Source organism: Mycobacterium lehmannii (assembly GCF_001499925.1).
Lineage (GTDB): Bacteria > Actinomycetota > Actinomycetes > Mycobacteriales > Mycobacteriaceae > Mycobacterium > Mycobacterium lehmannii.
Map to the genome: position 1 here is coordinate 153,394 of NZ_LQIR01000012.1, position 14,325 is coordinate 167,718.

Here is a 14,325-nt window from a genome sequence, read left to right on the forward strand (position 1 = left end):
AAGCCCGTCAATTTTTGCTCGTTCTGGGATACTGCGACGATGCGGCCCGCCGTAGTCGTCCTCCTCGTCTCCCTCGGAGTCGCCGTCGTCGGTTGCGGGTCGACGATCAAACCCGACGCAGCTGCGCAGTCCGTCGTCGACCTCGTCTCCGAGCAGACCGGGTTCACACCGACCGACGTGAAATGCCCCGAGGACGTCGAGGCCGAAGAGGGCGCGAAGTTCGAGTGCACGTTCACTGGACCCGAAGGTATGGCGTACACCGCGAAGATGCGGGTGACCAAGGTCGAGGGCGAGGACGTCGAGTTCTACATCGAGACCGCCCCGGCCGAGTAGTCGCTCAATCCAAGCGGATCGACTCGACGACGACGTCGGCGACGGGCTTGCCGTCCTCGCCGCCGTCGGCCACACCCTCGGCCGCGATCTTGTCCAGTGTCGCCAGACCGGTCTGGTCGATCGTGCCGAACACCGTGTACGTCGGCGGCAGCTGCGAGTCCTCGTAAACGAGGAAGAACTGGCTGCCGTTGGTGCCGACGCCGGCGTTGGCCATCGCCAGAGTCCCGCGCGGATAGCGCACCGGCGAGCGCAGCGCCGGATCGCTCAACCGGTACTGGTTGGTCGGGTATTCGTTCGGGAACTGATACCCGGGGCCGCCGATGCCGGTTCCGCTGGGGTCGCCGCACTGCAACACCCCGAGATGCACTGCCGTCGTCAGCCGGTGGCAGGGGGTGTCGTCGAAGAAGCCCTGCTGGGCCAGGTTGGCGAAGCTGTTGACCGTGCACGGGGCCTTGGCGTTGTCCAATTGCAGACCAATGTCGCCCTTGCTGGTGGTCATGCTGGCGCTGACAAGCGCGGGGTCCGTGGGTACGCGTCCGGTGCGCGGCAGCTTGGCCGGCTTGCTCGACGGCTCTGCGGTGCGCGGGTACTGGCAATTCGAGCCGAGCGTCGCGGGCCGATCGAACTTCGGCAGTTCGTCGACCGCCAGACCGCCGGTCGCGCCGTCGGGAACCGCACCGTCAAACCTCTCGAGTTCACGGCCCAACGCCGCCAGGAAGACGACGCTGATGACGACCACCAGCACCGTCAACACCGACACCAGGTATCCGATGACCAGACCCGCGATGGCCAGCCCGCGACCCTCCTCGCCGGTCTTCTTGATCTGCGACAGCGACACGTGGCCAAACACGATGCCCAGCGGCGCGAAGACGAACGCGCACACCAGCGCCGCGACGGCCAGCGTGTTGGTCTGCCTGGGCGGCGGATAGCCGTACGAGTGCTGCTGCGCCGGATAGCCGTACGGCGGTGGGGGACCGCCGTACGGCGGCGGCGCGGTCACGGCGTCAGTCCAACAGGATCGACTTCACGGTGACCGGCGTGGCCGGCGCACCATCCTGGCCGCCGCCGGCGACCCCGCCCTGCGCGACCTTGTCCAGCGTGGCCAGCCCCGTGTCGTCGACCCTGCCGAACACCGTGTAGTTCGGCGGCAGCTTGGAGTCCTCGTAGACGAGGAAGAACTGGCTGCCATTGGTATTCGGGCCGGCGTTGGCCATGGCCAGGGTGCCGCGCGGATAGGTGACCGGCTCTTGGAGCTTGGGGTCGTCGGGCTGGTACTGGTTGGTCGGGTACTCATTGGCGAACGAGTAGCCCGGGCCGCCGGTGCCCTCGCCGGTCGGGTCGCCGCACTGCAGCACCTTGAGCTGTTCGGCGGTGGTCAACCGGTGGCAAGGGGTGTTGTCGAAGTAGCCCTGCTGGGCGAGGCTAGCGAAGCTGTTCACCGTGCACGGCGCCTTGCCGTTGTCGAGCAGCAGGCCGAGGTTGCCCTGGTCGGTGGACATGCTGGCGCTGATCTCGGCGGGTTCGGTGGGCACCTTGCCTGCGCGGGGCGGATCAACCGGCTTGCTGGCCTGCTCGGCGGACGCCGGGTACTGGCAATTCTCGCCGAGCCCGGCCGGTGCTACGAACGCCGGAAGCGATCCGGGCGCCGACGGGGCCGCCGACGTGGGCGAGGTCTCGGTGGCGGCGGCGGTCTGGCTGTCGGAGTCGCGGTTGGTGACGACGAGCGCGACCACCGCGGCGACCACGACGATCGCGCCGGCCACCGAGCCGATGATCGCGTACTGGCGCCGCTTGCGTGCCTTCTCCGCGCGACGCTCCAACTGCCGCTCGAGCTTGCGCTTCGCCGTCGCCCGCCGCTGTTCGTTGGTCGGCACCGCTGATGTCCTCCTCTTGTCGGTCGATCGGCAACGAGTGTGCCAGGCATTGCTGAGTGTGGCGCCGCGACCCACGCCATCGGGTGGTGGGAAACTGGACGTCGTGTTCATCACCGGGTTTGCCGCCGGCATGCTGGCGTGCAACTGCTACGTGCTGGCCCCACGGGCCGGGGGCGACGCCATCGTCGTCGACCCCGGCCAGCGGGCGATGGGGCCGTTGCGCCGAATCCTGGACGAGAACCGGCTGACACCTGCGGCGGTGCTGCTCACCCACGGCCACATTGACCACATCTGGTCGGCCCAGAAGGTGGCCGACATGTACGGCTGCCCGGCCTACATCCATCCCGAGGACCGCTTCATGCTGACCGACCCGATCAAGGACTTCGGGCGGGGGTTCCTCGGGGGCCTGGCCAGCTCGGCGTTCGGCGCGTTGTTCCGCGAGCCCAAGCAGGTGCTCGAACTGGACAAGGACGGCGACAAGGTGGAGTTGGGCGGTGTGACGGTCACCGTCGACCACACGCCCGGACACACCCGCGGGTCGGTGGTTTTCCGCGTCGATGAGGCCATCGGGTCCGGGCCGGGTTCGGTCGCGTTCACGGGCGATACCCTGTTCCGGCAGTCGGTGGGCCGGACGGACCTGCCGGGCGGCAGTGGTCGAGACCTGCTCGGCTCGATCGTCAACAAACTGTTGGTGCTCGACGACGACACCGTGGTACTACCGGGGCACGGCCCGAAGTCCACGATCGGTGTCGAACGCCGCACCAACCCGTTTCTCGAAGGCTTGATCTAGTGAGTTCCAGTGAGTGAATTTCAGGCGCCCAAGGGCGTCCCGGACTACCTGCCGCCCGACTCGGCGCAATTCGTCGGGGTGCGCGACGGTCTGCTCGACACCGCCCGGCGGGCCGGCTACGGCGACGTCGAACTGCCGATCTTCGAGGACACCGCGTTGTTCGCGCGCGGGGTCGGGGAGTCGACCGATGTGGTGTCGAAGGAGATGTACACGTTCTCCGACCGCGGTGACCGCTCGGTCACGTTGCGGCCGGAGGGCACCGCGGGGGTGATGCGCGCCGTCATCGAGCACGGCCTGGACCGCGGGCCGCTTCCGGTGAAGCTGTGCTACTCGGGGCCCTTCTTCCGGTACGAGCGACCGCAGGCCGGCCGCTACCGTCAGCTGCAGCAGGTCGGGGTGGAGGCCATCGGCGTCGACGACCCGGCCCTGGACGCCGAGGTGATCGCGATCGCCGATGCGGGCTTCCGATCGCTGGGACTCGACGGTTTCCGGCTGGAGATCACCTCGCTGGGTGACGAGACCTGCCGTCCGCAGTACCGGGAATTGTTGCAGGACTTCCTGTTCAAGCTGGACCTCGACGACGAGACTCGGCGGCGCGCGGAGATCAACCCGCTGCGGGTGCTCGACGACAAGCGCCCGAAGATGCGTGAGATGACCGCCGATGCGCCGGTGATGCTCGACCACCTCTCCGACGTCGCCAAACAGCACTTCGACACCGTGCTGGCGCATCTGGACGCGTTGGCGGTGCCGTATGTCATCAACCCGCGGATGGTGCGCGGGCTGGACTACTACACCAAGACCACCTTCGAGTTCGTCCACGACGGGCTCGGCGCACAGTCGGGTATCGGCGGGGGCGGACGCTACGACGGCCTGATGGCACAGCTCGGCGGAAAAGACCTGTCGGGCATCGGGTTCGGCCTGGGTGTCGACCGCACGTTGCTGGCGTTGAAAGCCGAGAGCAAGACCGTCGGCGGGACGGCGCGGGTCGATGTCTTCGGCGTGCCGCTGGGCGAACAGGCCAAGGTGACGCTGTCGGTGCTGGGCGCGCGACTGCGTGCCGCAGGTGTGCGCGTCGACCTTGCCTACGGCGACCGCGGGATCAAGGGGGCGATGCGCGCCGCGGACCGTTCGGGTGCGGCGCTTGCGCTGGTCGCTGGTGACCGCGACATCGAGGCGGGCACCATCGGTGTGAAGAATCTGGCGACCGGGCAGCAGACGGACGTAGCGGTGGACGACGTGCTGGCCGAGGTGCTGGCCCGCCTCAACCGCGCCTGACTCCTTGCCCCTGGTGGCGCGAGCGTGCGGGTCTGCACACGACACACCGCGAATTTTCGGCAGTTTGCGCACACTGGCTGCCTATCGAGCGTGCTCAAGCGCGGTGTACGGCGTCGGCGAGCACCCGGTCGAGCATCCCGACGCCCCCGCTGAACACGTTGCCGCGCATGAGGACTCGCGTCGATGACGGGGTGACCGCGACCAGAGTCGACGTCAGCAACCGCGACCGCCGCTCGAACTGCACCTGGTTCAGCGGTGCCACGATCTCACCGGTGCCGTCGCGGTAGGTCTGGTTCCGGCGGTCGAAGACGGCCACTGCGGGATACGCGCTCAGCGGTGTCATCCGCATGTGTCGAAGTGCTGCGCCGCCGCGGATCATTGCCCGGAACGCCACGAGGCCGATGACGAGCAGCGTCACCCCGATCGCCGCCGAGGGCCACACCATCGAATACGCGAACGCGTAGAAGATCGACACGACGCCGAAGCCGCCGAAGATCAGCGCCGACATCGTCAACAGCAGCACCGTCATCTCCGTCGGCGCGCGTCCTCGGTCGATCAGCAGGACCTCAAAACCGCGCTCGGCCACGACGACAGGCCCCTGATCCGCCAGCGGTATCGGCTCGAGCGGGGCGCTCACGCAGAGCCGCGGGCGACCGAGTTCAAGAGTTCGTCGATATGCCCGACACCGCCGTCGAACGGGTTGCCGCGTTTGAGTGTTTTCGTGCCCCCGGGTGTGACGGCGACGAGCTTCGGTGAGCTGGAACCGATTTGGAACTTGCGGGCGAAACGCACCTGATCCAGCTGTACCAGTGCGCCGCCGCGATAGCTGAACAGCTCGAGCTTGCGGTCGAGCACCGCGGCGGGCCGGCACTCGTTCAGCGGTCGGCTGCGGTACTTGCGGATCCTGCGGACGACGAGAAATGCGGATACCGCCAGTACCACGCCCACGGCGAGGAAGACGGCACCCAGCGCCCGCGACGGGGCACCGCCGATCAGCGTGATCAGCCCGAACCCGCCGACGACGAGCGTCAAGACGCCGAGCACGAACGCCAGCACCGTCAGCGCCCCGGTGCCTCGGTCCACGACCAGCACCCGACGACCGTCGTCGGTGACGACAAGACCGCCGGTGTCGGCCAGTACCTGCGGCTCCGAAGCTGTGTTCACGGGTGCACTGTGCCACTTCGGTGGCCGCGAGCGTGCGCAAACTGCTGGAAATGCGCGGCGTGTCGTAGGCAGACGCGCGCGCTCGCGGAAGGAGACAGCACTAGATGGCCATCGCGGCGCGGACGTCGGCTTCAGAGGACGAGCCGCCCGCGCCGCTGGACGTCACCCGGCCCGACTCGAGGACGTAGTAGTGCTGTGAGGACTCCAGCGCGAAACCGATGTGCTGTTCGACCAGCAGCACGCCCATGTCACCCCGCTGGGTCAGCGACGTGATCGCGGCCTCGATCTCGGCGACCACCGACGGCTGGATGCCCTCGGTCGGCTCGTCGAGGATCAGGCACTTCGGCGTGGTGATCAGCGCGCGGGCGATCGCCAACTGCTGGCGCTGACCCCCCGACAGCAGACCGGCGCGGCGCGTCAACAACTCCTTCAGCGCGGGAAACAGGTCGAGTTGTTCGTCGATGAGCCGCTTACCGTTCTTGCGCCCGTCCGCGACGACTTGCAAATTCTCCATCGTGGTGAGCTGGCCGAACGACTGCTGGCCCTGCGGCACGTAGGCCAGTCCACGCGCGACGCGCGCACTCGGGCGCAGCCTGCTGATGTCGTCGCCGTCGAAGAGCACCTTGCCCGCACTGCATCGCAACAATCCGACCGCGGCACGCAGCAGCGTGGTCTTACCCGCTCCGTTGTGGCCCATCACCGCGGCCACCCCGTCGGAGGGCACGTCGACGCTGGCCCCGTGGATGACCTCGGACCGGCCGTACCCGCAACGCACGTCGACCAGTGACAGCATCAGGACTCCTCGATGAGTTCGGCGGGGACATCGGCAGTGCCCGCCGCGGCGGTGCCGAGGTAGACCTCTTGCACCTTGGGGTTGGCCTGCACCTCGGCGACAGAGCCCTCGGCGATCACCTGTCCGCGCGCGAGCACGCTCACCGACGTGGCGAACGCGCGCATGAAGTCCATGTCGTGTTCGACGACGACCACTGTGCGCTGGGCCCCGATGCGGCGCAACAGCTTTCCAGTCTCCTCGCGTTCCTCGTGGCTCATGCCCGCGACGGGTTCGTCGAGCAGCAGCACGTCGGCGTTCTGCACGAGCAGCATGCCGATCTCCAGCCACTGCTTCTGCCCGTGGGCCAGCACCCCGGCCGGCTTGTCGGCCAGGTCGTTCAACCCGATGGTGTCGAGCGCCTCTTCGATCGCGGGAAGCACACCCTTGCGGCGCCGCAACAACGTCCACGCCGACCGTCCGGCACCCGCCGCGATGTCGAGGTTCTGCAGCACGGTCAGCTGTTCGAAGACGGTGGCCGTTTGGAACGTGCGCCCCACCCCGAGCCGGGCAATCTGATGCACCTTCTTGCCGAGCAGTTCGACGCCGGATTTGTTGACCGACCCGGCGGCGTCGACCAGGCCGGTGATCGCGTCGATGACCGTCGTCTTGCCCGCACCGTTCGGGCCGATCAGGAAGCGCAGGTCGCCCTGAAACAGCGTCAAGTCGACATCGCTGACCGCCTTGAAGCCATCGAAATCCACTGTGAGTCCGCGTACTTCGAGGTACTCGGTGCCCATGCCGACGTTGCCGCCGGCAATCGGTTCCGCTTCCAGCGTCATGTGGCTGCACCCACCTTCTCGGTGTCGGGATCGGCCTGCGGTAGGGGTTCGACGGCGGCGGGTTTCGGGCGCCTGCGGATCCGGCGCCGTTTCAACAGCACGCCCAGACCGGCCAGCCCGGCCGGGAAGAAGCCGACCACGACGATGAACAGCAGGCCCTGTGCGTAGGTCCATTCCGAGGGGAAGCGTTCGGAGAACAGCGTCTGCGCCCACGCGACCCCGATCGCGCCGAGCACCGGCCCCAGCAGCGTGGTGCGCCCGCCGATCGCCACGCCGATCAGGAACGCGATCGAGGGCAGGATGCCCACCTGCGAGGGTGCGATGAACCCGACGATCGGGGCGAACAACGCGCCCGCGATACTGGCGAACAACGCCGCCACGGTGTAGGCGACCACCTTGATGTTCGCCGGGTCGTAGCCGAGGAAGCGGACACGCTCCTCACCGTCGCGAACCGCGACCAGCAGCTCGCCGTACCGGCTCTGCATCAGTTGGCCGACCACCGCGACGACGGCGAGCAACACGCCGGCGGCGATGAAGTACAGCATGCGCCGGTTGGCCGGGTCGTTGAGCGTGAACCCGAAGAACGTGCGAAACCTGTTGAGCCCGTTGCTGCCACCCAGGCTGGTCTGCCCGACGAGCAGAATCGCCAGCGCGGCGGCCAGCGCCTGCGACAGGATGGCGAAATAGGCACCCTTGACGCGGCGCTTGAACACGCCGAGCCCGAGCGCAGCCGCGATCGCCGTCGGCACCACCACGATTGCCGCCAGGGTGAAGACGGGGGAGGCGAACGGCTGCCAGTAGCCGGGCAATTCGCGCACACCGGCGATCTGCATGAAGTCCGGCACGTCGTTGCCGAATATCTGCGCGTCGGCGATCTTCAGATGCATGCCCATCATGTAGCCGCCGAGCCCGAAGAACACGCCCTGACCCAACACGAGCATGCCGCCGCGGCCCCAGGCCAGTCCGATCCCCACCGCGACGATCGCGAAGCACAGAAACTTGCCCAGCAGGCTGAGCCGAAAATCCGACAGCACCGCGGGCGCCACGGCGAACAGCAGCACCGCGGCCACCGCGAAACCGGCCCAGGTCTGCCAGCGGCCAACGAAGGTTCTCACGCGAGACTCCTTGTCCGGACGGTGAACAGGCCCTGCGGCCGAGCCTGCAGGAAGATCACGATGATCACGAACACGATCACCTTGGCCAGCGACGCGGTGGTGTTGTATTCGATGAACGAGTTCAAGAAGCCCAGCGCGAACGCCGCGATCACCGTGCCCTTGATCTGGCCGAGTCCGCCGACCACGACCACCAGGAAGGCGTCGATCAGATAGCTCTGCCCGATGGTCGGGCTGGTCGACCCGATCAGCGTCAACGCGACACCGGCCACCGCGGCCAGCCCCGAACCGATGAAAAACGTTGTGATGTCGGTCTTCCGGGACGAAATTCCGCTGGTTTCGGCGAGGTCGCGGTTCTGGACGACCGCCCGGATCCGCCGGCCCATCGGGCTGGCCTTGAGCGCGGCGGCCAGCGTCGCGACGCAGACGACGGCCAGCACCAGGATGAAAATCCGGGTCTTGGGCACCACCGCCCCGAACATCTCCACCCCGCCCGACAACCACGCCGGCGCCACCACGTTGACCGCGGGAGCCCCGAAGACGTCGCGAGCGACCTGCTGAAGAATCAACCCGACACCGAAGGTGACCAGCAGTGTGTCCAGCGGCCGGTGATACATCCGGCGGATCAGCGTGGTCTCCAGAAGCGCACCCATCGCGCCACCGATCACAAATCCGACAGCCAGCGAGATCAACAGCGACGCACCGGCGCTCGACACGATCTGCTGCACCACGTAGGCGGTGTAGCAACCGGCCATGATGAACTCGCCGTGCGCCATGTTGATGACGCCCATCTGGCCGAACGTCAGCGACAACCCCAGCGCGGCCAGCAACAGGATCGAGCCGAGGCTCAATCCCGTTGCCAGCTGCCCGATCAGGACATCCACTACGACATACTCCCGTCGCTTCGCTCGCCCGGAGCCTCAGCTGGACAGGCCGGCCGCCCACGGATACGACTTGAGATAGGGGTCGGGTTCGATCGGTCCCGGCGACTCCCAGACCGTGTAGATCAGCCCGTCGGGCCGGATCTCGCCGATACGCGCGGTCTTGGTGATGTGGTGGTTCTCCCCGTCGATGGTGACCAGGCCCTCCGGGGCGTCGAACGTCACGCCACCCGCATTGTCCTGAATCGCCTTGACGTCGAACGACTTCGCCTTCTCCACCGTGTTCTTCCACAGGTACACCGAGACGTAGGCGGCCTCCATCGGATCCGACGTCGGCTTGTTGGCGCCGTACTTGTCCTTGTAGGCCTTGACGAACGCCTTGTTGACCGGGTTGTCGACGGTCTCGTAGTAGTTCCAGGCGGTGAGTTGGCCGGTGATGTTGCCGATGCCGATGCCGCCGACCTCTTCCTCGGCGATCGACACCGACACCACCGGCATCGCCTCCGGGGTCAGGCCGACGTTGCGGTACTCCCGGAAGAAGGCCACGTTCGAATCCCCGTTGAGCGTGTTGAACACGGCGTCGGCATTGGCGGTGCGGACCTTGTTGACGATGGTCGAGAAATCCGTCGAGCCCAGCGGCGTGTAGTCCTCGCCCTTGATCTCGATGCCGTTGGCGCCCGCGTATGCCTTGATGATCCGGTTGGCGGTCTGCGGGAACACGTAGTCGCTGCCGACCAGATAAAGCGACTTGACGCCCTTTTCTTTGAGGTAGTCCAGCGCGGGCACGATCTGTTGATTGGTGGTAGCGCCGGTGTAGAAGATGTTCTTCGACGACTCCAGGCCTTCGTACTGCACGGGGTAATACAGCAGCGAGTTGGCGCTCTCGAAGACCGGCAGCATCGCCTTGCGCGACGACGAGGTCCACCCGCCGAACACCGCTGCGACGCAGTCACTGCTGATGAGCTTTTCGGCCTTCTCAGCGAACACCGTCGGCTCGGACGCGCCGTCCTCGCCGACGAGCTGGATCTGCTTGCCCATCACACCGCCGGAGGCGTTTATCTGCTCCACCGCGAGGTCGATGGCGTTGCGGACGGTCACTTCGGAGATGGCCATCGTGCCCGACAACGAGTTCAGCGCACCCACTTTGATCGTCGGGCCCGAGGTGTCGACGCACGATTGGGCGTTCGTCGAATCCGACTCGGTCGCCTTGCTTCCGCAGCCGGCCAGCACCAAGCTTGTCGCGGCGACGATTCCGCCGGCAACAAGGGCTGAACGTCTCACGGAGGACCGTCGTGGTAGTCGCATGAACAGCCTTTCCCTATATATCCGCAGCGCACATCGGTCGATGAGCGTCGAGTCGGGCGCGAGGGTCCCGACGTCGCGTGGTTGTCGAATCGGGACGTTAGAGCGACGGTGTTTCTGGGAAATGTCTGCGTGTGACGAACAAATTAACCTGTGACTTCTCCGCAGGTCGTTCGCCGTTAAGCGGCGCACAAACGGCGCTCGGTCGCGGTGCCGCCGCGGCTGTAACGGTTTGGTACCGTCCGGCGATGTGACGAACATGCGAACAGCTACAACCAAGGTCGGGGCGGCTCTCATGGTGGCGGCGGCGTCAGTCGCGGTCAGCCATGCGACGGCGAATGCCCAGTCGGAAGGCCACGTGGTCCGGTACACGCTGACGTCAACGGCTCCTGCCGACTTCCAACTCAACTATCTGACGGCTCAGCCTCCGAACAAGGAGGCCTACAACGCCGACGCGTATGCGTACCTGAAGAAGGAAGAAGTGGTCTTGCAGCCGGGCGTGCCGTGGGTGTTCGAGACGACGATGGCCGACCCGCAGTGGGCGATCCTCACCGCGAGCACGGGCGTCCACGCCATGCAAGCCTCCCCGAACCCACACTGCGAGATCGCGATCGACGGTGAGGTGGCGGTGCAGCAGGACGGCACGTACACGGTGCAGTGCCAGCTCAGCCAGTGGTGACCGCACCGCGGTAGGTATCGCGGCCGCTCAGTCGGCCACGCTCTGGAGCTCGGACAATTTCAACGTGGGTGGCAGCGGCTCGGTGTGCAGCACACCGAGCCGCTGTGTCGCGCGGGTGAGCGCGACGTAGAGGTCGGCCGCCCCGCGAGGACCGTCGGCCAGGATTCGGCCCGGCTCGACGACGAGAACCGCGTCGAACTCCAATCCTTTGATCTCCGACGGTGACATGGTCCCCGCCATTCCCGCAGGCCCGATCACGATGCTGGTCCCGTCGCGGCTGTCTTCGTCGCGCCGGAACTCCTCGATCGCGCCGGGTAGTTCGTCGGTTTCGATGAGGCGCGCCCATGGCCGAACACCGCATGCGCGAACGGATTCGGGTGGCCGCACGTCGGGCGCGAACTCGGCGAGCAGGCCCGCGGCGATGTCCATGATCTCGGCGGGCGTGCGGTAGTTCACCGACAGCGGCCGATACACCCAGCGCCCGGGCACATACGGATCGAGCATCGAGCCCCACGACGTGGCGCCCGCTGCTGATCGGCGTTGCGCCAGATCGCCCACCACGGTGAAGGACTTGCTGGGACACCGACGCATCAGCACCCGCCAGTCCATCTCCGAAAGCTCCTGCGCCTCGTCGACGACGACGTGCCGGTATGTCCAATCACGGTCTGCCGCAGCACGTTCAGCGAGGTCACGGTTGTCGCGCTCGACGAACCGGTCGGCGAGGTCTTCGGCGCCGATGAGGTCGGTGGCGAGCAGGTGATCCTCGTCGGCCATCAGGTCCTCGCGGGCCACCATCAGGTCCAGCACGCCGGCGGCGTACGCGGCCTCCTCCTGCCGCTGAGTCTCGGCCGCGGGGTCCGGTTTGATGCCGCCCAGCATGTCGACCAGCTCGTCGAGCAGCGGCACGTCCGACACCGTCCAGGCATCGCCTTGGGCGCGCAGCAGGGACTCGTCGGCGCCTACCGCGCTGAGTCGTTCAACCGATTCGTAGAGCCCGGCCAGCAAGGCCTCCGGTGTCAGCTGCGGCCACAGCTCGTCGAGGGCGGTGTTGAACGCGTCGTGGTCACCGAGTTCGTCGAGAAGCTCGGCGCGCAGGTGTTCCCACGCCGCCTTGTCGTCGCGGGTCAGCCAGCCCTTGCCGATGCGGGCGATCGCCCGCTCGGTGAGCGCCCAGGTGATGACGTCGACGAACACCGCGCGCGCGTCGTTGTGCGGCAAGCCGCTGTCGCGGGCTTCCTGGATCGCCCACTCGGCCGTCTCGGCATCGATCCGCACCGTGACGTCGGCCAGCTTGATCGGCACCGGTTCTTCGGGGACCCGTTGCCGGTCGGCGATCGCCGCGGCCAGCACGTCCAAGATCGTCAGCGACCCCTTCGCCCGTGCCGCGTCGGGAGTGTCCTCGGCGGTGACCCGCAGGCCGGGAACGAGGTCACCGGTCGTCATGAACACGACGTTGGTCTCACCGAGCGAGGGCAGCACCCGGTCGATGTGCCGTAGGAACGCGGTGTTCGGGCCGATCACCAGCACGCCGTGGCGTTCCATCCGCTCCCGCTGCGTGTAGAGCAGGTAGGCGACACGGTGCAGTGCGACGACGGTCTTGCCCGTGCCCGGGCCGCCCTCGATCACCAGGACGCCCGGGTGCTCGAGCCGGATGATCTCGTCCTGTTCGGACTGGATGGTCGCGACGATGTCGCGCATGCCCTCGCCGCGGGGCGCGTTGACCGCTGCGAGTAACGCGGCGTCACCCTGCGCACCTTCGGTGGGCCTGCCCAGGGTCTCGTCGGTGAAATCGGTGATGCGACGCCCGATGGAGTGGAACTGGCGCCGGCGGCGCATGCCCTCGGGGTGGGCCGCGGTGGCGACGTAGAACGGGCGCGCCGCGGGAGCCCGCCAGTCGAGAAGCAGCGGCTCGTACTCGTTGGCCTCGTCCAGCAACCCGATACGACCGATGTAGAGACGATCGCCCGTGACGCTGTCCAGCCGACCGAAGCACAGCCCGTGGTCGGCCACGTTGAGCCGGTTCATCCGCTTGGCCACCGCGCGCACCTCGGCATCACGGTCGACCAGTGAGCCGCCGTCACCGCGCAGCGCCGCGTCGTAGTGCGCCCGCACCCCTGCGCGTTCGGCGTCGAGTCGCGCGTACAACCCGTCGATGTAGCGCTGCTCGGAGCGCAGCTCGTCCTCGTGGCTCTCGCTCGCCACATCGCCCCCAATTTCTGTCCTGCAAAGCGCTCGCGCGCGTCGACCTTGACAACCCATCGAACGTGAGTTCGAATCGAGTGTATGCGGTGGGATGGTCAGGGTGTCGGCGTCGACGACGGTGCGCTGCCCGGCCTGCAGCGTATCGGTTTCGTGCGCAGCGTGCGGACGCCGCAGTTCGAGGGCATCACATTCCACGAAGTGCTGTGCAAATCGGCGCTCAACAAGGTGCCCAACGGGGCCATGCTGCCGTTCCGGTTCACGGTCAACGGCTACCGCGGATGCTCGCACGCCTGTCGCTACTGCTTCGCGCGGCCCACCCACGAATATCTCGATCTGGACTCCGGCAGCGACTTCGACAGTCAGGTCGTGGTCAAGACCAACGTGGCCGACGTGCTACGCCGCGAACTGTCGCGGCGGTCGTGGCAGCGTGAGACGGTGGCGTTGGGCACCAACACCGATCCCTACCAGCGGGCCGAGGGCCGCTATGCGCTCATGCCCGGGATCATCTCGGCCCTGACCGATTCCCGCACCCCGTTCTCCATCCTCACCAAGGGCACGCTGCTGCGACGCGACCTGCCGCTGATCCGCGAGGCCGCCCGTCAGGTCGACGTCAGCGTGGCGGTTTCGCTCGCCATCGAAGATCCCGTGCTGCACAGGGAAGTCGAACCGGGCACACCGTCGCCGCAGGCGCGGCTCGGGATGATCGCCGCGATCCGCGACGCCGGTCTGGACTGCCATGTGATGGTGGCGCCGGTGTTGCCGCATCTGACGGACTCGGCCGAGCATCTCGAGGCGCTGCTCGCCCAGATCGCGGCGGCGGGCGCCACCGGTGTCACCGTCTTCGGCCTGCACCTGCGCGGTTCGACGCGCGGCTGGTTCATGAACTGGCTGGCCGGCTCGCACCCGGAGCTGGTGGGAAAGTACCGCGAGCTGTATCGCCGCGGCGCCTACCTGCCGCAGGACTATCGGAAGATGTTGCACCACCGGGCGGCACCGCTTGTCGCCAAGTACGGCCTGGCGCCCGACCGCCGGTCGTTCCGCGCCGCGGCCACACCGCCCGCGCCTGTACCCGTCCCAGCGTTGCAACCCACCCTGTTCTGAG

At 67.3% G+C, this 14,325-nt stretch carries 15 protein-coding genes; 5 read left to right on the forward strand and 10 right to left on the reverse strand.

Annotation, left to right across the window (positions count from 1 at the left end; translation table 11 throughout):
- The first annotated feature begins 39 nt into the window (after window positions 1–39).
- The gene (locus AU192_RS08700; RefSeq protein WP_064395379.1) at window positions 40–333 is read left to right on the forward strand and encodes a DUF4333 domain-containing protein; all 294 of its coding nucleotides are present in this window, start codon (window positions 40–42) and stop codon (window positions 331–333) included.
- Window positions 334–337: 4 nt separating this feature from the next.
- On the opposite strand, the gene AU192_RS08705 is transcribed toward AU192_RS08700, so the two are convergent.
- Both AU192_RS08705 and AU192_RS08710 read right to left on the reverse strand, forming a co-directional pair.
- Window positions 338–1,333, reverse strand: coding sequence for a peptidylprolyl isomerase (locus AU192_RS08705; RefSeq protein ID WP_064395380.1), 996 nt, complete (start codon window positions 1,331–1,333; stop codon window positions 338–340).
- A 4-nt stretch (window positions 1,334–1,337) separates the two neighbouring features.
- Complete coding sequence (locus AU192_RS08710) at window positions 1,338–2,207, reverse strand: peptidylprolyl isomerase (RefSeq protein WP_064395381.1); 870 nt, start codon at window positions 2,205–2,207, stop codon at window positions 1,338–1,340.
- 103 nt (window positions 2,208–2,310) lie between these two features.
- Between AU192_RS08710 and AU192_RS08715 the strand changes: the two genes are divergently transcribed.
- Together AU192_RS08715 and hisS are read left to right on the forward strand one after the other, a co-directional pair.
- The gene (locus AU192_RS08715) at window positions 2,311–2,997 is read left to right on the forward strand and encodes an MBL fold metallo-hydrolase (protein WP_064395619.1); all 687 of its coding nucleotides are present in this window, start codon (window positions 2,311–2,313) and stop codon (window positions 2,995–2,997) included.
- 9 nt (window positions 2,998–3,006) lie between these two features.
- On the forward strand, window positions 3,007–4,272 hold the full coding sequence (gene hisS / locus AU192_RS08720; RefSeq protein WP_064395382.1) for a histidine--tRNA ligase: 1,266 nt from the start codon (window positions 3,007–3,009) through the stop codon (window positions 4,270–4,272).
- Window positions 4,273–4,366: 94 nt separating this feature from the next.
- On the opposite strand, the gene AU192_RS25915 is transcribed toward hisS, so the two are convergent.
- The 7 genes from AU192_RS25915 to urtA form a co-directional block, all read right to left on the reverse strand.
- Window positions 4,367–4,909, reverse strand: coding sequence for a hypothetical protein (locus tag AU192_RS25915; protein ID WP_064395383.1), 543 nt, complete (start codon window positions 4,907–4,909; stop codon window positions 4,367–4,369).
- Window positions 4,906–5,436, reverse strand: coding sequence for a hypothetical protein (locus AU192_RS25785; RefSeq protein ID WP_174522772.1), 531 nt, complete (start codon window positions 5,434–5,436; stop codon window positions 4,906–4,908). Before AU192_RS25785 ends, AU192_RS25915 begins: the two co-directional genes overlap by 4 nt.
- Before the next feature lie 100 nt (window positions 5,437–5,536).
- A complete protein-coding gene (gene urtE, locus AU192_RS08735; protein ID WP_064395384.1) occupies window positions 5,537–6,229 on the reverse strand; it encodes an urea ABC transporter ATP-binding subunit UrtE in 693 nt (230 codons plus the stop codon).
- Window positions 6,229–7,047, reverse strand: a complete 819-nt coding sequence (urtD, locus tag AU192_RS08740; RefSeq protein ID WP_064395385.1) for an urea ABC transporter ATP-binding protein UrtD — start codon at window positions 7,045–7,047, stop codon at window positions 6,229–6,231. The genes urtE and urtD overlap by 1 nt, the downstream gene beginning before the upstream one ends.
- Window positions 7,044–8,162, reverse strand: coding sequence for an urea ABC transporter permease subunit UrtC (urtC, locus tag AU192_RS08745; protein WP_064395386.1), 1,119 nt, complete (start codon window positions 8,160–8,162; stop codon window positions 7,044–7,046). Before urtC ends, urtD begins: the two co-directional genes overlap by 4 nt.
- A complete protein-coding gene (gene urtB / locus AU192_RS08750; RefSeq protein ID WP_064395387.1) occupies window positions 8,159–9,043 on the reverse strand; it encodes an urea ABC transporter permease subunit UrtB in 885 nt (294 codons plus the stop codon). Before urtB ends, urtC begins: the two co-directional genes overlap by 4 nt.
- A 36-nt stretch (window positions 9,044–9,079) precedes the next feature.
- The gene (gene urtA / locus AU192_RS08755; protein WP_064395388.1) at window positions 9,080–10,345 is read right to left on the reverse strand and encodes an urea ABC transporter substrate-binding protein; all 1,266 of its coding nucleotides are present in this window, start codon (window positions 10,343–10,345) and stop codon (window positions 9,080–9,082) included.
- 256 nt (window positions 10,346–10,601) lie between these two features.
- Between urtA and AU192_RS08760 the strand changes: the two genes are divergently transcribed.
- Complete coding sequence (locus AU192_RS08760; RefSeq protein ID WP_120275537.1) at window positions 10,602–11,021, forward strand: hypothetical protein; 420 nt, start codon at window positions 10,602–10,604, stop codon at window positions 11,019–11,021.
- Window positions 11,022–11,048: 27 nt separating this feature from the next.
- On the opposite strand, the gene helR is transcribed toward AU192_RS08760, so the two are convergent.
- Window positions 11,049–13,223 carry an RNA polymerase recycling motor ATPase HelR gene (gene helR, locus AU192_RS08765; RefSeq protein ID WP_242656920.1) on the reverse strand — a complete coding sequence of 725 codons (2,175 nt, stop codon included), beginning with the start codon at window positions 13,221–13,223 and terminating at the stop codon, window positions 11,049–11,051.
- 81 nt (window positions 13,224–13,304) lie between these two features.
- Between helR and AU192_RS08770 the strand changes: the two genes are divergently transcribed.
- Window positions 13,305–14,324, forward strand: a complete 1,020-nt coding sequence (locus AU192_RS08770) for an Rv2578c family radical SAM protein (RefSeq protein WP_064395390.1) — start codon at window positions 13,305–13,307, stop codon at window positions 14,322–14,324.
- The last annotated feature ends 1 nt before the right edge of the window (window position 14,325 follow it).

Bases quoted from the DNA above. Each gene is read 5' to 3' on its own strand.
- AU192_RS08700 (WP_064395379.1), top strand. From the start codon at position 40: ATGCGGCCCGCCGTAGTCGTCCTCCTCGTCTCCCTCGGAGTCGCCGTC.
- urtE (WP_064395384.1), bottom strand. From the start codon at position 6,229: ATGCTGTCACTGGTCGACGTGCGTTGCGGGTACGGCCGGTCCGAGGTC.
- urtD (WP_064395385.1), bottom strand. From the start codon at position 7,047: ATGACGCTGGAAGCGGAACCGATTGCCGGCGGCAACGTCGGCATGGGC.
- urtA (WP_064395388.1), bottom strand. From the start codon at position 10,345: ATGCGACTACCACGACGGTCCTCCGTGAGACGTTCAGCCCTTGTTGCC.
- AU192_RS08760 (WP_120275537.1), top strand. From the start codon at position 10,602: ATGCGAACAGCTACAACCAAGGTCGGGGCGGCTCTCATGGTGGCGGCG.
- AU192_RS08770 (WP_064395390.1), top strand. From the start codon at position 13,305: ATGCGGTGGGATGGTCAGGGTGTCGGCGTCGACGACGGTGCGCTGCCC.